General features: G+C 70.3%; 23 protein-coding genes and 1 tRNA gene. 13 read left to right on the forward strand and 11 right to left on the reverse strand.

Annotation, left to right across the window (positions count from 1 at the left end):
• Positions 1-606 (forward strand): methyl-accepting chemotaxis protein (locus H036_RS0120895; RefSeq protein WP_017936762.1); only part of this gene is annotated, 606 nt, incomplete at its 5' end.
• Positions 607-724: 118 nt separating this feature from the next.
• Here the strand turns inward: H036_RS0120895 and H036_RS0120900 are convergent.
• The 3 genes from H036_RS0120900 to H036_RS24695 form a co-directional block, all read right to left on the reverse strand.
• Entirely contained in the window at positions 725-1990 is a 1266-nt protein-coding gene (locus H036_RS0120900) for a uracil-xanthine permease family protein (protein WP_017936763.1), read from the reverse strand.
• 150 nt (positions 1991-2140) lie between these two features.
• On the reverse strand, positions 2141-2539 hold the full coding sequence (msrB, locus tag H036_RS0120905) for a peptide-methionine (R)-S-oxide reductase MsrB (RefSeq protein WP_017936764.1): 399 nt from the start codon (positions 2537-2539) through the stop codon (positions 2141-2143).
• Between the two features lie 88 nt (positions 2540-2627).
• Positions 2628-4151, reverse strand: coding sequence for a tyrosine-protein phosphatase (locus H036_RS24695; RefSeq protein WP_017936765.1), 1524 nt, complete (start codon positions 4149-4151; stop codon positions 2628-2630).
• Positions 4152-4260: 109 nt separating this feature from the next.
• Between H036_RS24695 and H036_RS0120915 the strand changes: the two genes are divergently transcribed.
• Positions 4261-5352: a DNA polymerase domain-containing protein gene (locus H036_RS0120915; protein WP_017936766.1), complete on the forward strand. Its 1092-nt coding sequence runs from the start codon at positions 4261-4263 to the stop codon at positions 5350-5352.
• Between the two features lie 256 nt (positions 5353-5608).
• On the opposite strand, the gene H036_RS0120920 is transcribed toward H036_RS0120915, so the two are convergent.
• Both H036_RS0120920 and H036_RS0120925 read right to left on the reverse strand, forming a co-directional pair.
• Positions 5609-6142 carry a hypothetical protein gene (locus H036_RS0120920; RefSeq protein WP_017936767.1) on the reverse strand — a complete coding sequence of 178 codons (534 nt, stop codon included), beginning with the start codon at positions 6140-6142 and terminating at the stop codon, positions 5609-5611.
• 37 nt (positions 6143-6179) lie between these two features.
• Positions 6180-7262 carry an ATP-dependent DNA ligase gene (locus tag H036_RS0120925; protein ID WP_026146224.1) on the reverse strand — a complete coding sequence of 361 codons (1083 nt, stop codon included), beginning with the start codon at positions 7260-7262 and terminating at the stop codon, positions 6180-6182.
• Between the two features lie 148 nt (positions 7263-7410).
• Between H036_RS0120925 and H036_RS0120930 the strand changes: the two genes are divergently transcribed.
• The 4 genes from H036_RS0120930 to H036_RS0120945 all read left to right on the forward strand — a co-directional run bounded on the left by H036_RS0120930 (position 7411) and on the right by H036_RS0120945 (position 9766).
• Positions 7411-7842, forward strand: coding sequence for an adenylyltransferase/cytidyltransferase family protein (locus tag H036_RS0120930; protein WP_017936769.1), 432 nt, complete (start codon positions 7411-7413; stop codon positions 7840-7842).
• Positions 7839-9437: a class I SAM-dependent methyltransferase gene (locus H036_RS0120935; protein WP_017936770.1), complete on the forward strand. Its 1599-nt coding sequence runs from the start codon at positions 7839-7841 to the stop codon at positions 9435-9437. Before H036_RS0120930 ends, H036_RS0120935 begins: the two co-directional genes overlap by 4 nt.
• Complete coding sequence (locus H036_RS0120940; RefSeq protein ID WP_017936771.1) at positions 9434-9670, forward strand: DUF6752 domain-containing protein; 237 nt, start codon at positions 9434-9436, stop codon at positions 9668-9670. Before H036_RS0120935 ends, H036_RS0120940 begins: the two co-directional genes overlap by 4 nt.
• A 17-nt stretch (positions 9671-9687) precedes the next feature.
• Positions 9688-9766 (forward strand) — tRNA-Gln (locus tag H036_RS0120945).
• A gap of 1 nt (position 9767) precedes the next feature.
• On the opposite strand, the gene H036_RS0120950 is transcribed toward H036_RS0120945, so the two are convergent.
• Positions 9768-10208, reverse strand: coding sequence for an SRPBCC family protein (locus tag H036_RS0120950; protein WP_017936772.1), 441 nt, complete (start codon positions 10206-10208; stop codon positions 9768-9770).
• A gap of 111 nt (positions 10209-10319) precedes the next feature.
• Between H036_RS0120950 and glmU the strand changes: the two genes are divergently transcribed.
• Positions 10320-11828, forward strand: a complete 1509-nt coding sequence (glmU, locus tag H036_RS24015; RefSeq protein ID WP_017936773.1) for a bifunctional UDP-N-acetylglucosamine diphosphorylase/glucosamine-1-phosphate N-acetyltransferase GlmU — start codon at positions 10320-10322, stop codon at positions 11826-11828.
• 51 nt (positions 11829-11879) lie between these two features.
• A complete protein-coding gene (locus H036_RS0120960; protein ID WP_017936774.1) occupies positions 11880-12863 on the forward strand; it encodes a ribose-phosphate diphosphokinase in 984 nt (327 codons plus the stop codon).
• 247 nt (positions 12864-13110) lie between these two features.
• Here H036_RS0120960 and H036_RS0120965 read toward each other — a convergent pair whose 3' ends face one another.
• Complete coding sequence (locus H036_RS0120965) at positions 13111-13608, reverse strand: hypothetical protein (protein WP_017936775.1); 498 nt, start codon at positions 13606-13608, stop codon at positions 13111-13113.
• A gap of 557 nt (positions 13609-14165) precedes the next feature.
• Between H036_RS0120965 and H036_RS24020 the strand changes: the two genes are divergently transcribed.
• Together H036_RS24020 and pth are read left to right on the forward strand one after the other, a co-directional pair.
• Complete coding sequence (locus H036_RS24020) at positions 14166-14801, forward strand: 50S ribosomal protein L25/general stress protein Ctc (RefSeq protein ID WP_017936778.1); 636 nt, start codon at positions 14166-14168, stop codon at positions 14799-14801.
• A gap of 4 nt (positions 14802-14805) precedes the next feature.
• Positions 14806-15405: an aminoacyl-tRNA hydrolase gene (gene pth / locus H036_RS0120975; RefSeq protein WP_017936779.1), complete on the forward strand. Its 600-nt coding sequence runs from the start codon at positions 14806-14808 to the stop codon at positions 15403-15405.
• Here the strand turns inward: pth and H036_RS24700 are convergent.
• On the reverse strand, positions 15395-16081 hold the full coding sequence (locus H036_RS24700; protein WP_017936780.1) for a helix-turn-helix transcriptional regulator: 687 nt from the start codon (positions 16079-16081) through the stop codon (positions 15395-15397). The two genes, pth and H036_RS24700, sit on opposite strands and share 11 nt — an antisense overlap.
• Before the next feature lie 392 nt (positions 16082-16473).
• Between H036_RS24700 and H036_RS0120985 the strand changes: the two genes are divergently transcribed.
• Genes H036_RS0120985 through H036_RS24705 form a run of 3 tightly spaced genes read left to right on the forward strand, consistent with a single transcriptional unit; the run spans position 16474 to position 19980 of the window.
• Positions 16474-17928 carry a sensor histidine kinase gene (locus H036_RS0120985; RefSeq protein ID WP_157417740.1) on the forward strand — a complete coding sequence of 485 codons (1455 nt, stop codon included), beginning with the start codon at positions 16474-16476 and terminating at the stop codon, positions 17926-17928.
• Positions 17906-18619, forward strand: coding sequence for a response regulator transcription factor (locus H036_RS0120990; RefSeq protein ID WP_157417742.1), 714 nt, complete (start codon positions 17906-17908; stop codon positions 18617-18619). Before H036_RS0120985 ends, H036_RS0120990 begins: the two co-directional genes overlap by 23 nt.
• Entirely contained in the window at positions 18616-19980 is a 1365-nt protein-coding gene (locus H036_RS24705; protein ID WP_017936783.1) for a sugar transferase, read from the forward strand. Before H036_RS0120990 ends, H036_RS24705 begins: the two co-directional genes overlap by 4 nt.
• 146 nt (positions 19981-20126) lie before the next feature.
• Here the strand turns inward: H036_RS24705 and H036_RS0121000 are convergent, their stop codons facing one another.
• From H036_RS0121000 to H036_RS0121010, 3 genes are read right to left on the reverse strand one after another with little or no spacing between them, the layout of a single operon-like run.
• The gene (locus H036_RS0121000) at positions 20127-21455 is read right to left on the reverse strand and encodes a DUF4910 domain-containing protein (protein ID WP_017936784.1); all 1329 of its coding nucleotides are present in this window, start codon (positions 21453-21455) and stop codon (positions 20127-20129) included.
• Positions 21446-22450 (reverse strand): NAD-dependent epimerase/dehydratase family protein, encoded by a 1005-nt coding sequence (locus H036_RS0121005; RefSeq protein WP_017936785.1) that lies wholly within the window; start codon positions 22448-22450, stop codon positions 21446-21448. Before H036_RS0121005 ends, H036_RS0121000 begins: the two co-directional genes overlap by 10 nt.
• Positions 22447-23070 (reverse strand): PIG-L deacetylase family protein, encoded by a 624-nt coding sequence (locus H036_RS0121010; protein WP_017936786.1) that lies wholly within the window; start codon positions 23068-23070, stop codon positions 22447-22449. Before H036_RS0121010 ends, H036_RS0121005 begins: the two co-directional genes overlap by 4 nt.
• Positions 23071-23368: the final 298 nt, after the last annotated feature.

Below are 23368 nucleotides of genomic sequence, written 5' to 3' on the forward strand. Positions count from 1 at the left end.
CGGGAGATCGCGCGTAATGCGACCGATGCCTCCAGTGTGGCCGCGAACGCGGTCCGGGTCGCCGAGCAGGTCCGGGGTGCGGTGAACTCGTTGGATGCCTCCTCGGCCGAGATCTCTCAGGTGATCAAGCTGATCACCTCGATCGCCCAGCAGACCAACCTGTTGGCGTTGAACGCGACCATCGAGGCCGCCCGGGCCGGGGATGCCGGTAAGGGGTTCGCGGTGGTGGCCAACGAGGTCAAGGAGCTGGCGGGTGAGACCGCGAAGGCGACCGAGGAGATCGGGCGTCGGATCGAGGCGATCCAGGGTGATACCACCAATGCGGTGGAGGCGATCACCCAGATCACTGCGGTGATCGGTCAGATCAACGACATCACCGGCACCATCGCCTCTGCGGTGGAGGAGCAGACCGCTACCACCAATGAGATCGCGCGGTCGGTGACCGAGGCCGCGACCGGTGCCAACGGGATCGCCGCTGACATCACCAAGGTCGCCGGTGCTGCCGCGGAGACCCAGCAGGGCGCGCACGGCACCTCCGCGGCCGCCGGCGAGCTCGCCGGGATGGCCACCACCCTGGACCGCCTGGTCGGCACCTTCCGCTACTGAGCGAAGTCGCCGCAGGCTGGTCGAGGCGTTAGTCGAACCGACACTCCCCGTGTGGAACTCCGCACGGGGAGTGTCGGCACCCGTACGCCGAGCTTGTCGAGGCGCGCCCGACGCGACACTAGGCGCGGGCGCGCAGCCGGGTGATCGTCTGCATGCCGTGGTAGACCACGACCGCCGCGATGGTGCCCAGCGCGATGCCGGTGAAGGTCAGGTCGCCCGCGCTCAGCGTGAGGTCGCCGATGCCGATGACCAGTGCCACGGCGGCGGTGAACTGGTTGACCGGCTGGGCGAAGTCCACCTTGTTATCCAGCCAGATCCGGATGCCGATCAGGCCGATCAGGCCGTAGAGCGCGACCGTGACCCCGCCGAGCACCCCGGCCGGCACGGTGTTGAGCACTGCGCCGACCTTCGGGCTCATGCTGAGCAGCAGGGCGACGGCGCCGGCCACCCAGTAGGCCGCGGTGGAGAACACCCGGGTGGCCGTCATGACGCCGATGTTCTCGCCGTACGTCGTGGTCGCGGAGCCGCCGCCCAGGCCGGCGAGCGTGGTCGCCAAGCCGTCGGCGAGGAGCGCTCGGCCGGTCTGCCGGTTGATCGTCGGGTCACCGGCGAGGTGGGCCACCGAGCGGACGTGGCCGACGTTCTCGGCGACCAGGACCAGCACGACCGGCAGGAACATCGGTACCACCGACCAGGTGGCATGGGGGTGGGCGAAGTCCGGCAGCCCGAGCCAGTGCGCCTTGCGGACGGCCGTGAAGCTGATGTCGCCCGCGAGTGCGGCCGCGACGTACCCGACGAGGACGCCGATCAGGATCGAGAGCCGCGCAGCCATGCCGCGGAAGGCGACCGAGGTGACGAGCACCGTGACCAGCGTGATCGTGGCGAGCCACGGCTTGGCCTCGAAGTTGTTGGCCGCGGTGGGTGCCAGGTTCAGGCCGATCAGCGCCACGATGGCACCGGTCACGACCGGTGGCATCAGCACCTCGATCCACCGGGTGCCGGTGGCGACCACGATGCCGCCGACGACGGCGAGCAGGATGCCGGTCACCATCACCCCGAAGAGGGCACCGCCGACGCCCTGGCTCGGCTCGGCCTCCGCGGCGAGGATCGGGGCGATGAACGCGAACGAGGAGCCCAGGTAGCTGGGCAGCCGGTTGCCGGTGAGCAGCAGGAACAGCAGCGTGCCGACCCCGGAGAAGAACAGCGTGGTGCTCGGCGGGAAGTGCGTCAGCAGCGGCACCAGGAAGGTGGCACCGAACATCGCCACGATGTGCTGGGCGCCGAAGCCGATCGTGCGCGGCCAGGTCAGCCGCTCCCAAGGCGCGACGATCTCGCCCTCGCGGATCGTCCGGCCATCCCCGTGCAGGTCCCAACCCAGTCGCATCTCGCGCCCTTCCTCCGCCGAACGTGTCGGCCAAGGATGGCCGACGGGGAGGGTACGGCGAAAGCCCGCACCGCTACACCGCGATGCCTCGACTGCGGCGCGGTGACGTCTCGACCGTCGAGCGGCGACTACGCGATGCCTACGCGGCGACTACTCGACGGGCTCGAGGGTGACCGAGATGCTGTTGATGCAGTAGCGGTCGCCGGTCGGCGTGCCGTAGCCGTCGGGGAAGACGTGGCCCAGGTGGGAGCCGCAGTTGGAGCAGCGCACTTCGACCCGCTTCATGCCGTAGGAGTCGTCCTCGATGTACTCGATGGTGTCGGTGATCGGCTGGTAGAACGACGGCCAGCCGCAGCCGGAGTGGAACTTGGTGTCGGACTCGAAGAGCTTCGCCTGGCACGCCTTGCAGCGGTAGATGCCCTTGGTCTCGGTGTCGGTGTACGTGCCGGTGAACGCCTGCTCCGTGCCCGCCTCACGCAGCACGTGGTACTCCTCGGGGCTCAGCTCTTCGCGCCACTCGGCGTCGGTCTTCTCCACGTTGTAGGCCACGCCTCCATTGTACGGATATGCCGAACGCCGGCCCCGTGGTGTCGGGACCGGCGTACGGCGGGGGAGACCGGGAGAGGTCAGGGAGAGGTCAGGCCTTGACCTTGACCGCCTTGCTGGTCACGGTGCTGGAGGTGTAGCCGCTCTCGGCGACGACGACGCGCAGCGCGACCCGCTTGCCCTTGAGAGCCTTGGTCAGCTTGAGCTTCGCCTTGGTCGCGCCCGTGATCGCCTTGCCGTTGGCAAGCCACTGGTAGGAGACGGTCGTGCCGGCCGGAGTCTTCACGGTGCCGGTGACCTTCGCGCCGACCTTGGCCTTGCCCTTGAGGGTCGGCTTGGCGACGGCGATCTTGCCGGGCGTCACGTGCACCGGGGCGGTGGTCGCGGCCGGGATCGGGGCGCCGGTCAGGAGCTTGGCGCGCAGGCCGTCGACCTGGGTCCGGGTGAGGCCGAGGCCCTTCTCGAAGTAGTTCTCCATCGAGCCGTACTCGGTCTTGACCTGGGTGAGACCGGCCTGGAGGTACTCGGCCCGGACCTCCATCAACGGCGTGTACGTCGCCGCTGCCGCGGCGCCCGCCGCGGCAGCCTGGTCCTCGGTGGCGCCGTGCGCGATTGCGGCGTCATGGGCGGACGCCTGGATACCGGCGAGCGTCTGCTGTCCGGCGCCGGCGAGGTAGTAGGTGTTGCTCAGCAGGTAGTCCCGCATGACGTCGGCCGCGGGGACACCGAGCAGGGTCAGCAGCGCGGCCGAGGCCCAGCCGGTGCGGTCCTTGCCGGCGGTGCAGTGGTAGAGGCTGACGCCTTGGTCGCCGAGGATGCCGGTGTAGAGGGCCTGGTAGGCCGTCTTCGCCGTCGAGCTGTCGACGAACGCGACCTCGCCCTGGGTCATCATGGCCGCGGCGGCGGCCGGGGTGTTCATGCCCGCGGGGATCTGCGAGGCGGCCGCGCAGGTGGTGGCGTTCGGATCGGTGATCGCGCCGTCGCCCATCACGTTGAGGTGGACGCGGGTCGCACCGGTCGGCACGACGTCCGGCACCTGGATCGCCTCGCAGCTGGTGCGCAGGTCGTAGTCGGTCGAGATGCCGAGGGTGTTGAACGCCGCCTGATCACCGGAGCTGATCGCGAGTGCCTGGCTGCGCAGGACCACTCCCTCCTTGACCCACTGGCCGGTGGTGGTGCGGTAGCCGCCCGCGTCGCGCAGGTTGGCGTCGCTGGCCAGGCCGAGGCTGCGAGTGGAGATGACCAGCGGCGCGCCGTAGGAGGCGACCAGCTTGACCCAGGGACGGGTGGCGCTCGTGATGGTCGCGGCGCCGGCGGCGGTGGAGACCGTGGTGGTGGGCGTGGTCGGGAAGCTGGTCGCGCTGGTGCCCACGAAGACCTGCACGGACGTCACGTCGGCGGGAGCCGTCCAGGAGACCGACCAGTCGCTGCCACTGATGTTGGTGACGTCGGCGGCGGTGAAGGGGATGACTCCGGCGTACGCCTTGGTGCTGGCGGGGGAGGCGGTGTCCGCGTGGGCGGGGCCGGAGAGGGCCATGGGTGCGAGCAGGGCGGATGCGGTCGCGAACGCGGCGACGGCGGCGCGCGAGCGCGTGATGAACGGGGAGGACGACATGGTGCCGATCGTGGAGAGTCCGTATAACCGGAGGTGAACGCATGCTCGGCATTCGACGAACGCTTCGGCAACAGGACAGGCCGCGACGCGCACCGTCTACGGTGGGCGCATGCCCAAGGACGCGTACGTCGCCGTCGGTGACCGGGAGGTCAGGATCTCCAGCCCGGACCGGGTGATCTACGAGGCCACGGACCGTACGCCGGAGATCAGCAAGCTGCAGGTGTGCGAGTACTTCGCGGCCGTCGGCGCCGGGCTCATGCGCGCGGTGGGCGAGCGGCCGACCGCGCTGGAGCGCTGGCCCTCGGGCGTCCGGGAGGGCTTCCGGCTGGCGACCGGCCCGATGCAGAAGGACGCCGAGGCGTTCTACCAGAAGCGGGTGCCCAAGGGCGCGCCCGACTACCTGGAGACGGTGACGGTGACCTTCCCCAGCGGCCGAACCGCCGACGAGGTCTGCCCGACCGAGGCCGCGGTGCCGGTGTGGTGCGCCCAGATGGGCACCCTGACGTTCCACCCGTGGCCCGTACGTCGCGCCACCGGGTCCGATCGGGCGGGCGACCGGCCCGACGAGCTGCGCATCGACCTCGACCCGCAGCCCGGCACCGGCTTCGCGGATGCGCGCCGGGTGGCGGGCGTCGCCGACGAGCTGCTCCGGGAGCTGGGGATCACCGGCTACCCGAAGACCAGCGGCAACCGCGGCATCCACATCTACGTCCGGATCCGGCCGGAGTGGTCCTTCGAGGACGTGCGGCACGCCGCGATCGGCTTCGGCCGCGAGCTGGAGCGCCGCGACGGCGGCGTCACCACGGCATGGTGGAAGGAGGAGCGCGGCCAGCGGATCTTCGTGGACTACAACCAGAACAACCGCGACCGGACCATCGCCAGCGCCTACAGCCTGCGCCCGAAGCCGGGCGCGCCGGTCTCCACCCCGCTGAGCTGGGCGGAGCTGGCCGGGCTCGACGACCCGCGCGAGCTCAACATCATCACCGTGCCCGACCGGCTGGCGGACCCGGATCCGTGGGCGGCCATCGACGACGTACCGCACGATCTCGCTCCGCTGCTGAAGCTGTGGGAGGAGCTGCCGGGCGGCGAGCTCAACTTCCCGCCCGACTACCCCAAGATGCCGGGGGAGCCGCCGCGGGTGCAGCCGAGCAAGAAGGTCGCCGGACACTGGGACGAGGACGGCAACCGGACCGAGTCCTAGCCCCGAAATGAGGCCGACCCGCCGTGCTGATCCCCCGATCGCACGACGGGCCACTTAACGAAGACACACTCGCGGTCTGTCCCCCGACCTACCGCCCGAACGATGTCCGGGGTGCTTCGACGCCTCCCATGAAGCAGCGCTCGACCTCCCCTGGGGGCGAACACCACCCGGAAGCCTAGGCAACGAGATGCCTCGCGACACCCACGAGAGCAACAGGGCTCGGTAACAGAACAGGAACAGTGCGGCGGGCCTCTGGTCAGAAGCCCTGGATGCCCTCACCCTCGCCGGCCTGCTCGTCGAACGTCTCGTGCTCCAGCAGGTGCAGCACGGGTACGCCGAGCTTGCGGCGCGCCTGCGCGGTCCAGTCGACGTGGAAGAACCCGGCGACCACGTGCGGGCGGGTCAGGATGATCGCCTCGCGGCCGTCGACCTCCTTGACCTTGGCGGCGAGGGCCTCGATCGGGTCCTCGACCAGCTGGCCGGTGGCGGTGGCGCCGGCGGAGGTGAGCGCGGCGAGTGTGTCGGCCAGTGCCTTCTTGGCGCGGTCGCGGGCGTCGTCCTCGACGGCAGCGAGGTCGGCGCTGTTGGCCAGCACGCCGGGGGCCCCGAGCAGCTCGCTGCTCGGCAGCGAACCCATCGCCGCCTCGACCCGCGCCGCGGCGTCGTCCACGGGCAGCAGCACGTGGTAGGTCACCGGGTCCTCGAGCGACTCGTGGAGGGAGTGGATCCGGGCGGCGTCGGCAGTGCTGAGAGCCTGTTCGACCAGGAGTACGACGTCGTAGTCAGCCATGCCCGGAGCCTAGCCGCAGGCGGGGGAGCCGAGCGCGTCAGCCACCCAGGACGTCGCCGAGGTCGTAGGAGACCGGCTCATCGAGCTGGTCGTAGCCGCAGGAGGTGGGATCGCGGTCGGGTCGCCAGCGCTTGAACTGCGCGGTGTGCCGGAAGCGTCGCCCCTCCATGTGGTCGTAGCCGACCTCCAGCACCCGCTCGGGTCGCAGCGGGATGAAGGAGAGGTCCTTGCCCTGGGACCAGCGCGACTGGGTACCGGGCACCCGGTCCGGGTTGGCGGTCAAGAACTCGGCCCAGTGCCCCCAGGGGTGCTCCTCGATAGGCACCTCCAGCGGACGCAGCTCGGTGATCAGCTCGGCGCGGCGCTTGGCGGTGAACGAGGCGGAGACGCCGACGTGCTGGAGCTGGTCGCCGTCGTAGAGACCGAGCAGCAGGCTGCCCAGCAGCGGCTGTTCGTCGGTCGAGGTCTTGTGCAGTCGGTAGCCGGCGACGACCACATCGGCGGTGCGGGCGTGCTTGATCTTGAGCATGGTCCGCTGGTTGGGCGCGTACGGCGCATCCAGCCGCTTGGCGACCACGCCGTCGAGACCGGCTCCCTCGAACTGGCGGAACCAGCGCTCGGCCTCGGCCGGGTCGGTCGTCGTCCGGGTGAGGTGGCACGGCCCGCCGAGTCCGGCCAGGCCGCTGAGTGCTTTCTCCAGGGCGGCGCGGCGCTCCGCGAACGGACGTTCGACGTACGACGTCTCGTCCAGCGCGATGAGATCGAAGGCGACGTACTGCGCCGGGGTCTGCTCCGCAAGCAGCTTGATCCGCGACGCCGCCGGGTGGATCCGCTCCTGGAGCACCTCGAACTCCAACCGGTCACCGCCGGCCACGAACAGCTCGCCGTCGAGCACGCACCGCGCCGGTAGCTGCTCGCGCATCGCCGCCACCATCTCGGGGAAGTAGCGGGTGAGCGGCTTGGTGTTGCGCGAGGCCAGCTCGACCTCGTCGCCGTCCTTGAAGACGAGGCAGCGGAAGCCGTCCCACTTGGGCTCGAAGGAGAAACCCTCGGTCGCGGGCACCGACGGCACCGACTTCGCCAGCATCGGCAGGACGGGTGGCATCACGGGCAGGTCCACGCCCACGACTCTAGTGATCAAACCGAACAGTGGAGTGTCGTGCGCACCGGACGCGCACCGGACGCGCATAGGAATGCGCGCCGGGCTCCGCGGTCGGCAGCGCTCGCGGAAGCGGAGGCGGCGACTCACATTGGGTACTCTGACCCGCATGAGCAACGTCGTCGGCTACGTCCCCGGCGTCTTCGACCTGTTCCACGTGGGGCACCTCAACGCGCTGCGGCAGGCGCGCGCCATGTGCGACGTCCTCGTCGCCGGTGTCGTGTCCGACGAGGTCTGCGAAGCGTCCAAAGGCATCACGCCCACGGTTCCGCTGATCGAGCGGCTGGAGATCGTCCGGGCGATCGGGATCGTCGACGACGCCTACGTCGAGATCACCACCGACAAGCGCGATGCCTGGCGCGAGGTCGGCTTCCACCGGATCTTCAAGGGTGATGACTGGAAGGGCACGCCGAAGGGCGAGCGCCTCGAGCAGCACATGGCCGAGGTGGGGGTCGAGGTCGTCTACTTCCCCTACACGATGCACACCTCCAGCACGGCCCTGCGACGCCACCTCGATCGAGGGGACGAGCGCGTCTCGTGACCTCATCCGTCCCCGGACCCGCCGCGGATCGCGAGCTGGTCGGTGGCGTCAGCGTCGATGGGCGCGGCGTCCATGTCACCGCTCAGGGCACCGGCCCGCTGGTCCTCTCCGTCGAGGGCCGCTACGTGTGGTCCCTGACCCCCGAGCGCGACGGTACGTCGGAGGCGGGCGGGTGGCTGGTGCCGTGGCCGCACGTCCTGCACCGCTTCCTGGACGGGGTCGGCCGCATCGGCGTGACCGACGTGACCGGGGAGACGGCGTACGTCGACGCTGACGTCTCCTTCGGCTCCGGCGCGGGACGCCTCGCGATCGTCGACGGCGACGGCAACCCGCTCTCGGTCGACAAGGTCGGCCACCTGACCCGCTCGTTCGCGGCGACCGACGAGAGCATCCGCGAAGAGATCCTGGCCGGCACCCAGCGCGCGCTCCGGGACCTGCGCGAGACCTGCGGCGTCGAGGCCTACCTCAACTACGGCGCCCTGCTCGGCGCGATCCGGGACGGCGCGATGATCGCGCACGACTCCGACACCGACGTCTGCTACCTGTCGCGGCACGAGTCGCCTGCCGACGTCATCCTCGAGTCCTACAAGATCGAGCGCACCATGCGCGACCTGGGCTGGAACCTGCTTCGCATGTCCGGCGGGGACATCAAGCTCCTGCTCCGGCTCAGCGACGGCCGGGTCTGCCACATCGACATCTTCGTGGCCTTCTACGTCCGCGGCACCTTCCACCAGCTGGGCAACCGCAGTGGCCAGGTCGCGCGCGAGGTGATCCTGCCGGTCTCGCAGGTCGAGCTACACGGCTACTCCTTCCCGGCACCGGCCGACCCCGAGGCGATGCTGGCGTTCCTCTACGGCCCGTCCTGGCGCGTCCCGGACCCTTCGTTCAAGTACGCCGACCCGCCCGCTGGTGTCCGCCGCCTCGACGGCTGGCTGCGCGGGTTCCGTACCACGATGGGCCTGTGGACCGAGTTCTGGACCGGTGCCGCCTCCGAGGCGGTGCCGCGCCGCAGCTCCTCCTTCGGCCGCTGGGTGCATGAGCAGCTCGGTCCGGCCCAGTCGGTGCTGGACGTCGGCTGCGGCAACGGCCGCGACACCGCCCTCCTGGCGCGCCGGGGTCATCGGCTCTGGGCCGTCGACTTCTCCCGTGGGGCGATCCGGCTGACCGGCCGACGCGCCAGCAAGCGCGACGTCGAGGTGCGCACCGAGCAGCTGATCCTGGGCGAGTTGCGCCACGTCCTCACCTTCGGCGCGCGGCTGGCCCGCGATCCGCACCACATCATCGCGCGCCGGCTGCTCGGCGCCCTCGACGGCGCCGCGCGCGATCAGTTCTGGCAGCTGTGCTCGATGGCGCTGCGGGGTGAGCGCAAGCTGTTCCTGGAGTTCGCCGCGACCGGCGACGGCGTACCCGATGCTGCACCGGACGGCCTTGAGCAGCGGCTGGACCCGGAGCAGGTCGCCGAGGAGATCCGCGCCCGCGGCGGCCGCATCGAGCTGCTCGAGGTCGGTCCGGGCGATGACATGTTCGACCAGCCCGACCCGGCCGTGTGCCGGATCCGGGCATCCTGGCCCGCGTCGAAGGGAAGCAACGCATGAGTGCCACTGGGAAGATCCGCGACAACATCGAGAAGTGGCGTGCTGAGCGTGCCACCGGCGGGACCGTCCGCGCCCGGCTGCGGGCGCTGGAGGACGAGGTCCAGGAGCTGCGCCAGCTCAATCGCCGCATCGCCGAGCTGACCGACGTGGTCGCCGAGCTGTTGGTGCCGATCCAGGACCGCGACGAGGCAGCTGTCCAGGAGGTGTTGGAGCGCTACCGCGCCCGCATCTGACACTCTGGACCTCACGATCCCCGGTTGGTCTGCCGGCAGGGCCCGCCTGACTTTGAATCAGGACTAGCGACGCAGGTTCGACTCCTGCCCGGGGAGCTCAGCGATTCTCGATGTTGTGCACCAGCGTCGCGCTGGTGTGCTTGATCGCCACCGAGATCAGCGGCTTGACCGCGTTCGCGATCACCTTGCCGGCGGGGCCGCCCGGAAGGGTGTAGCTGATCCAGGCGTCGAGCCGCGTACGCCCGTCGCCGAGGTCGGTGAAGGTCCAGCGCTGGGTGTTCTGGATGCCCTTGACCGACTCGATCTCGAGGAGCTCGTCGCGCTCCCAGCGGGTGCACCGCAGCCGGGAGGTGAGCGAGACGCCGAGCCTCATCGTGCCGTCGTAGGTCGCTCCGACACCACGCAGCTGCTCGCCGACCGGCTCGATGGTGTGCAGGCCGTACATCCAGTCCTTGGTCGTGGTGAAGTCGTCGACGTAGGCGAACACCTCGCCGACCGGGGCGGCGATCTCCACGCTGTGCTCCACGATGCTGCTCACCCGGAGATTCTGACTCGCCGCTCCAACCGCTGGACGCACCCGCGACCGGCCCCGACGACGGCCGCAGGTGCGCGTGCCCGGCTGTCGGACGTTCCCCGTAGGCTCACGCCCATGAGCGAACTGACCGTCATCGTGCTCGCTGCCGGCCACGGCAAGCGGATGAAGTCCAAGCTCCCCAAGGTGATGCACAGCATCGGCGGGCGCAGCATGGTCGGTCACGTGCTGACCGCCGTGCAGTCGCTGGGGGCCGACCGGGTCGTCGTGGTCGTCGGCCACGGCCGCGACCAGGTGCAGGCGCACGTGGAGCAGCTCGACGAGCGTGTCGTGGTGGCGGTCCAGGAGGAGCAGCTCGGCACCGGCCACGCGGCTCAGGTGGGGATGCTGGCCAGCGGAGCGACCAGCGGCGACGTGCTCGTGCTGACGGCCGACACCCCGCTGCTGACCGGCGAGACGTTGGGGTGGTTTGTGGAGAAGCATCGGTCGGGCAAGCGGGCCGTCAGCGTCCTCACCGCCCAGGTGCCGGCTCCCTACGGCTATGGCCGGATCGTGCGCGCCGACGGTGGCGACGTGCGCGCCATCGTGGAGGAGAAGGACGCCTCGGACGCCGAGCGCGCGATCGACGAGATCAACTCGGGCATCCTGGCCTTCGACGCGGCGTTCCTGCAGACCGCGTTGCCGCGGCTCGAGCGCAGCCAGGTGAGCGGCGAGTACTACCTGACCGACACCGTGCGGCTCGCGGTCGGCGACGGCGCTCGGACCGGTGGCTACCTGCTCGAGGACAGGGTGCAGACCGAGGGCGCCAACGACGGTGTGCAGCTGGCGGCGTTGGGCCGCGAGCTCAACCGTCGGACCGTGGAGCGCTGGATGCGCGAGGGCGTCACCGTGATCGACCCTGCGACCACCTGGATCCACGTCGACGTCGAGCTGGCCCGCGACGTGACCATCCTGCCCGGCGTTCAGTTGCTCGGCGCGACGATCGTGGGGGAGGACGCCCTGATCGGCCCCGACACCACGCTCACCGACTGCGAGGTGGGCGCAGGTGCCCACGTCGTACGCACGCATGCGTCGCTCTCGGTCATCGGCGAGGGTGCCGATGTCGGGCCCTTCGCCCACCTGAGGCCAGGCACCATCCTCGGCAAGGGCGGCAAGATCGGCGGCTTCGTGGAGACGAAGAACGCCGAGATCGGCGACGGTGCGAAGGTGCCGCACCTGTCCTACGTCGGCGACGCGGTCATCGGCGAGGGGAGCAACATCGGTGCCGGGACGATCTTCGCCAACTACGACGGCGTGAAGAAGCACCGCACCACGGTCGGCAAGTATGCGAAGACCGGCTCCAACAACACCTTCATCCCACCGGTGACGATCGGCGACGGCGCCTCCACCGGTGGTGGCACGGTCGTGCGGGACGACGTGCCGCCAGGCGCGCTGGCCGTCTCCGCGGGCCCGCTGCGCGTGATCGAGGGCTGGGCCCAGGCCAAGCGACCCGGCACGCCTCAGGCCGAGGCTGCTGAGGCCGCAACAGGTTCTGATGCCCCCGCCGGCGCCGGGCAAACGTATGGTGAACATGAGGAGTCTCACACCGGGGGGCGCCGGGTTGGGGACGCAGACACGGGTGCGTAAGAATCCTCATGTAACCCCCTCTGGCGGATTCTCAACACGGGAGCGGCGCTCGTGACCACCGACATCAAGCGGACAACCGAGAAGCACCTCATGGTCTTCAGCGGTCGAGCACACCCGGCGCTCGCGGAGGAGGTGGCTGAGCTGCTCGGCACCCCCCTTGTCGGGACGAGCGCCTACGACTTCGCCAACGGCGAGACCTACGTTCGCTACGAGGAGTCGGTGCGCGGCTCGGACGCGTTCGTCATCCAGAGCCACACCGCTCCGATCAACGACTGGATCATGGAGCACCTGATCATGGTCGACGCGCTCAAGCGCGCCTCGGCCAAGCGGATCACCGTGGTGATGCCGTTCTGGGGCTACAGCCGGCAGGACAAGAAGCACCGCGGCCGCGAGCCGATCTCGGCCCGCCTGGTCGCGGACCTGTTCAAGACCGCCGGCGCTGACCGGATCATCTCGGTCGACCTGCACGCCGACCAGCTGCAGGGCTACTTCGACGGCCCGGTCGACCACCTGATGGCGCTGCCGATCCTGACCGACTACATCAAGGAGAAGTACGGCGACCAGGAGCTCGCCGTGGTCTCCCCGGATGCCGGCCGGATCAAGGTCGCGGAGCGCTGGGCGGCCCGCCTCGGCGGCGTACCGCTGGCGTTCATCCACAAGACCCGCCGCATCGACGTCGCCAACGAGGTCGTCGCGAACCGCGTCGTCGGTGACATCAAGGGAAAGATCTGCGTCCTGACCGACGACATGATCGACACTGGCGGCACGATCGTGAAGGCCGCCGAGGCACTGATGAACGACGGCGCCGCGGGCGTCATCATCTGCGCCACCCACGCGATCCTCTCCGACCCGGCCGTGGACCGGCTGAAGAACAGCCCCGCCGTCGAGGTGATCGTGACCAACACGCTGCCGGTGCCGCAGGAGAAGCAGTTCGACAAGCTGACCACGCTCTCGATCGCGCCGATGCTGGCGCGGGCGATCCGCGAGGTCTTCGAGGATGGCTCAGTCACCTCCATGTTCGACGGCCACGCCTGATCTGACACGTCACCTGGGTGATCTAAGGCGCACGTGCTGCGCCGGAGGTCACCCAGGTGCTTTTCCACAGGCGTCGGCTCTCCTGATTCGCCGGCGGATGACGGGGCATGAGCACGCCGTGGTCACAGAGGACGAGCGCGACGCGGCGCAACACCTGCTGGAGTTCTATCGTCAAGCGCAGGAGGGTGTCTTCTCGCGGGCGCAGCTGCGCGAGTGCCTCATCGCCAAGCACGACATCGAGCGGATGCTACGGCGTCGGAAGCTTCGGCGCGTGCACCCGCGGGTGTACATCGATCACACCGGCCCTCTCACGCGTCGCCAGCGGGAATGGGCGGCTTTGCTCTACGCCGAGCCGGCAGCACTGTGCTGGCGCCTCGGCGATCGGGACAGCGAGGTGATCCACGTAGCAGTGCCGCACGACCGCCAGGTCAGACCACTGGTCGGTCTTCGGATCCACCGGGTGCGCGGCTTCCAGCAGATGGTGGACGGCCGCCGACTGCCGGCACTGGACCTCGCGCACGACGCCTTGTGCATGGCGCACGAGGCTGAGACCGAGCTCGACGCCGTCGCTGTCGTGGCGGCCGCTGTTGCTGCCAAGGTCAGTGGCCGTCGACTTCGCGCGGCACTGCAACAGCATCACAGCCTGCGGCGGCGACGCTTCGTGGCCACATTGATCGACGACGTTGCCGAGGGCACGGACTCGGTGCTCCAACACGGCTACCTCGTCCACGTCGAGCGACCACACGGCCTGCCGCCCTTGAGACGACAAGCCCGGCGGACGTCGTCGCGCGGCACCGAGTGCAGGGACGGCGAGTACGAGGCATCGGCCTCGTCGTGGAGCTGGACGGACGGCTCAACCACGAGTCGTGGGCCTCAGGCAACCGAGACGCGGCCCGTGACCTCGATGATCTCGCCACGGGCCGAAGCGTCGCGCGGTTACGCTACGGGTAGGTGTTCGGCGAGGCGTGCCAGACCGCCGACCGGATCGGCAAGGCGCTGCAGGTCAGGGGCTGGATCGGCGCCGCGCGGCGGTGCGGTGCCAGCTGCCCAGTCGATCCTGGGTGATCTGCGGCGTACATGGTGCGCCGGAGGTCCCCCAGGGCCGGAGGTTGCCGGATTTCGCTCAGGCGGCCCCCGCCTCCTAGACTGTCGAGGTTGCCTCGGCGAGGGAGTCCGCACAACGGAGCTCCGTGATCGACAGGGCCGGCACTTTCCAGCGCCGCGCGCCGATGTCGGTTGCGCGGTGCTTTTTTGTCGGCCCACGTCGGGCACGGCCCGACCACAGATCCCCAGGAGACAACCATGACCAGCGAGAAGATCACCGCCGAGCTGCGCACCGAGTTCGGCAAGGGTGCGGCGCGCCGCGTCCGCCGCGAGAACAAGATCCCGGCCGTCATCTACGGCCACGGCGCCGACCCGATCCACGTCACCCTGCCGGGCCACGAGACCCTGATGGCGCTGCGCCACCACGGCCAGAACGCGCTCCTCGAGCTCGACATCGACGGCAAGACCCAGCTCGCCCTGACCAAGCAGGTCCAGGTCGACCACCTGCGCCGCGTCATCGAGCACATCGACTTCGTCGCCGTCATCGCGGGCGAGAAGGTCACCGTCGAGATCCCGCTCCACGTCACCGGCGAGGCCGCTCCGGGCACCGTCGTGACCCTCGAGCACACCGTCCTCACGGTCGAGGCCGAGGCCACCCACGTCCCCGAGGGCTTCGAGGTCTCGGTCGAGGGTGTCGAGGCCGGCACCATCATCACCGCCGGCCAGATCGAGCTGCCGCAGGGCGTGACGCTGGTCGCTGATGCCGACTCCAACATCGTCAACGTCTCCGCTGCCCCGACCGCTGCCCAGGCCGAGGCCGACCTCGAGGCCGCCGAGGCCGAGGCCGGCATCGTGCACGAGGCCCCCGAGGCCGAGTCCACCGAGGCTGAGTGAACCCATGAGTGAGGACGGCGTCTGGCTGGTCGTCGGCCTGGGCAACCCCGGGCCGACGTACGCCGGGCACCGTCACAACATCGGCTATCTCGTCAATGACGAGCTGGCCAAGCGGCTGGGCGGGACCTGGAGGTCCCACAAGTCCGGCCGCGCCGACGTCGTCGAGGGCCGCCTCGGTGCTGGATCTTCCGGCCGAGGTGGCCCTCGACTCGTCCTGGCCCGGCCGCGCTCGTACATGAACGAGCTCGGCGGCCCGGTCAAGGCGTTGGCGACCTTCTACAAGGTCCCCGCCGACCACCTGATCGCGATCCACGACGAGCTGGACATCCCCTTCGACACGATGCGGATCAAGCTCGGTGGCGGCGACAACGGCCACAACGGCCTCAAGTCCTTGCGCGGCTCCCTCGGCACCGGCGACTTCTACCGCGTGCGCGTGGGCATCGGCCGCCCGCCCGGCCGGCAGGACGTCGCCGACTTCGTGCTGTCGAACTACTCCGGCGCTGAGCGCAAGGTGCTGCCCTTCCAGGTCGACACCGCCGCCGACGCCGTCGAGTGCCTGATCACCGACGGGCTCGAGAAGACCCAGCAGCGATTCAACTCTTGACCGGCGGCAGGGCGGGGTCCGGCTCGATCAGGGAGCCGTACGCCGCGACGGCCGCGAGCTGCGAGGTCACCCCGAGCTTGCGCCGGATGGCCTTCATCTGACTGCGGACCGTCGAGGCGGAGATCTCCAGCAGGGTGGCGATCTCGAGGATCGGCGCACCTTCGTAGAGCAGCAGGAGGACCTCGCGCTCGCGCGGCGTCAGTGACCGGGCCCGGGCCTGCATCTGCTCGCGGTCGTCGCGCAGGTGGCGCCACTCGGCGCGCAACTCGGTGCGGTCGCGTGCCGAGACGGCTGACTCGCCGCGGGCCAATGCGTCCAGGGTCTCGACGACCTCGTCCAGAGCGGTGGTGCTCGGCAGCACGACGGCCGCACCGTGCTCGTACGCCGCGCCCCACAGCGGGCCCGCGGGCGCCCCGGTCAGGACCGCCCACGGGATCGCGAGGCCACGGAGGACCACGCCACTCGCCCGGACACGCTGCCAACGATCGAGGTCACTGACCAGCAGGCCCACGTCGAACTGCTCGCCTGAGCGAGGCAGTGGTACGCCGCCGCCGGGCCAGTGCACCAGCGTGGTGGAGAACCCGCGGCTGTGCAACGCGGTCTTGACGGCGTCGCCGATGAGCGACTGCTCCGCCGCGATCGCGGCGTGCACCGCATCCTCGCGCCCTGCCGCCATCCCTCACCCCCGCGTCGGTCCTTCATTCGACGGCGCTCCCCAGGCAGCGGCGTCCCTGCGGCTCATCCTCACGTCCGCCGCAGCCGGCGGTCCCGTGGGAGCGGTTTCTCCCCAAGTTGGGGGAGAAGGGTAATTCTAGACGCATGTCCAAAGTTTGAGGTTCTGCTTCGGTTCCGTAGCAGGTTGCCGATTTTTCGTGTCGATTCGGCACCATCTCGCCAAATTGCGGTATAGCGTCCCTCGTGTTGGGGAGGTCCGGCCCGTCGTTCCATAGCGTTCGGGACGGAACAACAAAGTGACCAGACGACGCCCCGGCGCAGCCGGGTCTGGGCGCTCTCGGGAGCGTTGGGGGACGCTGCTCAATGCGCACCTGGTCTCGCATCGGGGGCACGATGAAATTCAATTACATACCGCGGGAGTACTGGAACTGGCGCTGTTCCGCGCTGCTCCTCGTGGTAGCACTGACACCGATCCTGTCGTTGACATGGCTCTCCACCGATCGGCCCAACCGGCTGGTCGTGGCGGCGAGTCTGGATGCTTTGGTGCGCGGCCCAGCAGCCGTCGCAGCAACGCTCTGCTTCTACGTGGCCTGGCGGATCAGCGCGAAACCGCAGCTGATCTGGCTGGCCGCCGTCTCCGCGGCGATCGCCGTACAGGCGGTCCTTCAATCCGGCCTTCAACTCATCGACATCACCCATCAGGTCGGTGGCAGCCTGTGGCTGGTTCTCTTCGACGTCCTGAGCCTTGCGCTGATCGCTCGGCTGAGCGTGGCGGCGGGTCGCCGTTCCCACCATGGCGACCCGGTGTTCCTGGGCGCGCTGGTCGGGCTCGGGCTGGGGATCGGCCGCATCCTGGCGGTCACCTACCTCCCGAACGTGAGTGCCAACACCTTCGGGTGGCTGCCGCTGATGCTCGGCTTCGCCTTCCTCGCAGTGCCGACGGTGCTGCTGCTGACGCTCCTGCCGGACGTACCCACCTGGGTGAGCGCCCGGGTCGGCGCCGGAGTCCTGCTCTACGGGGTGGGACACCTGGTCGCCTACACGGACGGGGCGACCCGCTCCACCGTGGGCAGCGCCGTCACGCTCATCGCGGACCTGGACGGTGCGATCCTGCTGACCGCCGCCGCTGCGGCGGTGCTGCGGATGGCGATCGTGGCCGAGGACCGCGACCGTGACCAGCTGCGGCTGCGGGTGGACGAGCTCGAGAACGGCCTGCGGGTCGACCGGGCGCGGATCCACGAGATCAACTCCACGATCGCCGGTGTGGTCTCGGCGAGCCGGCTGCTGCGGGAGGACCCGACCATCGGGTCTGAGCGCCGCACCCTGCTCGACAACATGGTCCACGCCGAGCTCGGCCGGCTGCAGCGTCTGCTGAACGAGCCGGTCGGTGCCACTCCCGCCGTCGTCGATCTCGATGACACGATCGGCAACCTGGTGCTGGCGCAGGAGGCTCGCGGCAACAGGGTGACCTGGCTGCCCAGCGGTGCACGCGTCACCGCCGAGCCCGACGCGGTGGCGGAGGTGCTCAACATCCTGCTCGACAACGCCGCCAAGCACGGGTCCAGCGACACCTCGGTGACGGTCAAGTCGGTCGCCGACGCGGTCGAGGTGGTGGTCTCCGACGATGGTCCGGGGATCGCGCCGGAGCTGCGGCAGCACCTGTTCGAGTGGGGATCGCGGGGGCCGCGGTCGCGGGGCCAGGGGATCGGGCTGCACATCGCCCGGGACCTGACGGCTCGACACGGCGGATACCTGCGGCTGCGGGAAGGCACCGTGCGCGGTGCCACCTTCGTGGCAGGTTTTCCGATGGCACGACGGGGCGATGATGAACCGGCCCACCTCGCGTAGCCAGGTCCGGATCATCATCCTGGAGGACCATGTCCTGTTCGCCGAATCCCTCGAGCTGGCGCTCACCGTCGAGGGGTACGACGTCAGGCGGGCCGATCTGCCGATGAACGGCAGCACGCCCAGCACGGTCATCGCCTCGGTGGTCCGGCAGAACCCTCGGATCGTCCTCCTCGACCTCGACCTCGGCCACTTCGGGGACGGGGTGCGGATGATCGCACCGCTTGCCAAGGCCGGCGTCAACGTCGTGGTCGTCACTGCCAACACCGACCGGGTGCGGTGGGGCGAGGCGCTGCGGCACGGAGCGCGCACGGTGCTCTCCAAGTCACGCCCGCTCAACGAGATCCTCGCCGTCGTACGCCGTCTCGGGAACGGCCAGCCGGTGATGGAGGTCGAGGAGCGTGAGTCGCTGCTGCGGCTGTGGCACCAGCGCAACGCCGAGATGGCAGGGCTGCAGTCCCGGATCGATCGGCTGACACCGCGCGAGGCCCAGGTCCTCGGCCACCTGATGGAGGGCATGACGGTGCACGACATCGCCGCCGCCAGCGTGGTCTCGGAGGCGACGGTGCGGACCCAGGTGAAGGCGATCCTGGCCAAGCTGGAGGTCACCTCGCAGATCGCGGCCGTCGGACTGGCGCACCACCTGGGCTGGCACCCGGCGGTCCCGGCCGAGGACGGGAGGGGTCGGCGATGACCGCGTCCTTCTCGCCCGCGTCGTTGGGCAACCGGGTCCCGACCGGGTCGGGCCGCTGGCTGGATCGCTCGGTGTGGTCGCTGGCTCGACCCGGGCCGATCGACCACCCGGGGCTGCGCGGCGGCATCGGCATCTGCGACGCGGTGGTGGCCACGTTCGCCGGCGTGCTGCTGGTCGGCACCACCCCGCGCGTGTTCGCGATCGTGGTCGGCTGGCTGGTGCTGCTGCGGATGCTGACGGCCCCGACGGCGCGCCTGGCGCGACCGAGCGCCACGCCCGTGTGGCGGGCCGCCACCCTGGTCTGCCTGGGCTGCTGGATCGCCGGCCCCGCGCTGCCGATGGCTCCGAGCAGGGCGATGCTCGGCATCGCCGTGGCCGTGGCCGGATCTGCGGCCCCCCGGCTCGCCGCCCGGGGACGTCGGCTGCGGGTGCTGCTCGTCGGCTGCGACGACCGGGCCGTCTCGGCGCTGGACCAGACCTCGGTGGGCAGGGTGCGGGCGGTCGACGTCTGCGCGCCGACACCGCAGGCGCTGGCCTCGAAGCTGGCCGCGCACGCACGTGGCGCGGTCGATGCGGTCCTCGTCGTACCCGGGCCGGAGCTGACCGGGCGGGCGCTGCAGCGGCTGGCCTGGCAGGCCGAGGCCGTCGGTCTGCCGCTCCTGGTCGAGACAGGGATCGACGGCGTGCTGCCCAACCGAGTCGCGCCGCTCCTCGCCGGTCATCTGGGGATGGTGCACGTCCAGGCGGCGCGTCGCCGCGGCTGGCGGCTGCTGGTCAAGCAGGTCTCCGAGCGGGCGCTCGCGCTGTGTGCGCTGACGGCGATGGCGCCGGTGCTGATCGGGATCGCGCTAGCGGTGCGGCTCGACAGCCCTGGTCCGGTGCTCTACCGGCAGGTGCGGGTGGGACGGGACGGACGGACGTTCACGATGCTGAAGTTCCGCTCGATGGCTGTGGGCTCGGACGTGCAGCTGGTCGAGGACACGTTCGGCAACGACGGCGCCGGGCCGCTGTTCAAGCTGCGCGAGGATCCACGCGTGACACGCGTGGGGCACATCCTGCGGCGGTACTCGCTGGACGAGCTGCCCCAGCTGCTCAACGTGCTGCGCGGGGAGATGTCGCTAGTGGGACCACGACCGGCGCTGCCGAGCGAGGTCGCGGCGTACGACGGAGACCCGCGTCGCCGGCTCGCCGTCGCGCCCGGGATCACCGGGCTGTGGCAGGTCTCGGGACGCTCGGACCTGTCCTGGAGCGAGTCCGTGCGGCTCGACCTGGACTATGTCGACAACTGGTCGCTGGGTCGTGACGTGGTGATCCTGGCGCGGACCGTCGGGGCAGTGCTGCGGCACGACGGCGCCTACTGACGTTCATTGATGGGCCCGTCCGGGGCGAGTGATGGCTCCGTCCGGGTCGAGTGATGAGTCCGTCCGGATAGAGTGATGGCTCGGCGGTGACGGAGCCAGGTCTCGGCGGTGACGGAGCCATCACTCGACGGTGACGGAGCCATCAATCAACCGAGGAGGCCGGCGCCGAGCAGGTCGTCGGCCGCCTTGCGGAGTACGCCGAACGGCAGCCCGGCGCGGTCGGCGATCGACAGCACCGAGGTGTCGCCGTCGGAGCACGCCATCAGCCACAGCATCGCCATCACCGCATCGTCGGCGCTGCGCCCACCCATCTTCGGGTAGAGGCCGCGCTTGCCGAGCTGGGGTTCGCCGTACGGGCTGAGGTTGCGGTACGCCGCATCGCCCTCGAGCACCTCGAGGATCTCCTCGATCGCCGTCATCGCCTCGACCAACTCGTCGTCGCGCACGAAGCCGAGGTCGTCGGCGGAGGTGTGGTACTCGGGATACTCGCCGTGGGGCGTGCGGGTCAGCCGGCCCGCGGGCAGGTCGAAGCCGAGCGCGTTGTACTGCCGCTCGTCGTAGCCGTAGGGCGAGTAGTCGATGATTCGCCCGTTCCGTCGGCCGACGACGTGCTCGGCCGCCCGGTCGATCGGCGCAGCGCCGCGGCGGGTGCGCTTGTAGACCAGAGGTCCGCCGCCGCCCAGGCCGGTCAGCACGAGCACGTGAGCCGGGCGTACCTCCGGATGCTCGGCCAGCCAGGTCAGCGAGCCGATGGTGCCGGGCGCGAAGACGAAGCGATACGTCAGCCGGTGCCGGCGGCCGCCGATCCGACGGGCCAGCTCGGTGGCCACGGCGAGGCCACTGAGGTTGTCGTTGGCGAGCGAGGGGTGGCACAGGTGCGAGCTGATCAGCACCTCGCCGGCGTCCGCCTCGGTGCCGGGCAGCAGCACCTCGCCGTAGACCAGCTCGCCGCCGTCGGCGCCTTCGGTGAGCGTGGTGTCCACGACCACGTCGAAGGGACCGTCGCCGAGCGCATCGCGCTGCCGCTGGCTGAGGCAGAAGCCCCAGTCGCGGGCGTAGTAGCTGGTCCGGTAGGGGATCCACTCGGGCCGGTCGGGCAGGGAGTGCAGGTGCGGCTCGAGCTCGGTGCGGTCGAGCCGGCCGCTGAACGGCGCGCTGTAGGAGACCAGGTGCAGGGTGTGGTGGGCGAAGTCGACCAGACGCTCACCGGTGGTGGCGTCGGCGATCCAGGCCGCCCGCGCACTCCACTCCGGCGGGATCGTCCAGTCGAAGACGGAGCTGCCCGAGGGCACCCGGCGTACGTCCAGGGGGAGGTCCTCGGCGAGGATCGCCAGCGTCTGCCGGACTCCGTCGCCGGTCAGGCTGCGGCACAGCGGGTAGAGCCGCTCCATCCGCTGTCGCAACCGGGCCTCGAGCTCGCCCGGGGCCGAGGTCTCGGCGGCCTCATCAGGGGTCGCAGCGTCGGCTAGCGCCATCGCAGCAGCTCGTCGAGCCGGCCGGCGTCGGTGTGCCGCTGGATCTGGCGCAAGCGGGTGAAGCGGTCCTCATCGACGCCGTACGCCGCCATCTGGTCGGCCATCTGCTCGATCCCGAGCGGCACCGTCCACTCCGGTCGGAACGCCGGCAGCAGCTCGGTCGCCTTCGCGAAGCTGACCCGGTAGTCGCGAGCATCCGACCCGGCCCCCGCCGCGAAGGTGACCGGGGCGTCGTAACGGGCGGCGACCGCCTCGGCGATGGTGCGCACCTGCATGACGTCCTCGTCGCGCCCGATGTTGAACGCCTGGTCGTGCATCACCTCCCGATCGGCCTCGAGGACCGCCAGGAACGCCCGGGAGATGTCCTCGATGTGCACCAGCGGCCGCCAGGCGGTGCCGTCGCTGGACAGCTTGACCTCGCCGGAACGTTGGGCGCTGCCGCAGAGGTTGTTGACCACGATGTCGGTGCGCAGCCGCGGGCTGGCGCCGTACGCGGTGGCGTTGCGCAGGTACGCTGGGCTGAACCCCTCGTCGGCCAGCTTGGCGATGAGCTGCTCGGCGAGGATCTTGCTCTCGCCGTACGGCGTGACGGGGTTCGTCCCGCTCTCCTCGGTCACCGGTGCGTCGCCGGCGGCGCCGTAGAGCGAGCAGGAGGAGGAGAACAGGAACCGTCCGACCCCGGCGGTGCGGGCCACCTCGGCGAGGTGCGCGGCGCCGTGGGCGTTGACCGAGTAGGTCGTCTCCGGGTTGAGGTGTCCGATCGGGTCGTTGGAGATCGCGGCCAGGTGGACGATCGCGTCGAAGCCGCGCAGGTCCTCCGGCGTCTGGTCGCGGATGTCGCCGGTGCGCGACTCGTAGTCGAGCCGGTAGGGGCCGAAGTCGCAGCCGTCGTACCAGCCCGCGTCGAGGCCGACGACGTCGTGGCCGGCGGCCAGGAAGAGGGGGGCGAGGACCGCTCCGATGTAGCCGCGGTCGCCGCTGATCAAGACCTTCACAGTGCCACTCTCACCTTCGTCGTGTGGAAGGCCTCCGCGTAGCGGGCGCGGGTCTCCACGCCTCGCAGCCGCATCAGGCCGAGGAACAGCTCGTCGTCCCACCAGTCCCGGCCGAGCTGGCTCGGGAAGCACTCGTTGAGCAGCTCGACCTTGCGGCGGCCCTGCTCGGCGGTGAGTGCGACGTAGTGCGTGGGCGGCTCCAGGTCGCCGTCCCACTTCGGGATCTCGTAGTGCAGCACCAGCGCGTCTCGCCACACCGTGGCGGCGAGGCGGCCGAGCAGCCGGTGGTCCTGGTGGGCATCGTCGACGCGCGGCGCGAGCACCAGGTCGGGCGTGACGGCCAGATCCTCCAGAGCCTGCTTCACGTCATTCCAGTACGCCGGCAGCCGGCCGTCGGGCAGCTGCCCGAAGGACATCTTGGCCGTGGGCGCGAACAGCCCGATCGCCCGGGTGGACTCGGCCACGCGCCCCGGCGTACCCGTCATGACGTGGACCCGGATCGCCGCGTCGCGCTCGGCCAGGCGCAGCAGCGTGCCGCCGCACCCGATCTCCACGTCGTCTGGATGGGCCCCCAGGCAGAGCACGTCCAGATGGCCGGCGGGGAGCTGCAGTCCGAGCACGTCGCCTCCCTCGTCTCCGTCCCGGTGGCGCGGCCTCGTCATCGGTCGCGCAGTCTCGACGCTAGGGAGCGTGCTGGCGGCTCGTCTCGGATGGTCGGGCGGCGTACCTCATTTGAGGGATGAGCCCGGCGGCTCCAGCGCCCTAGGCTCGGAGCGCGGCAAGCCGAGGGAAGTGGGTAGGGAGGACGGCGATGGTCCTGCCTACCCGGTTGGTGATCGGGGCTGTCCTATGCCTGGTGGCCACGGGGACCCTCGGCGCGGGGGCCGCACCCCCTGGGCCGGCGCCCAGCAGGCAGGC

The sequence above is a fragment of the Nocardioides sp. Iso805N genome (assembly GCF_000364605.1).
GTDB lineage: Bacteria > Actinomycetota > Actinomycetes > Propionibacteriales > Nocardioidaceae > Nocardioides.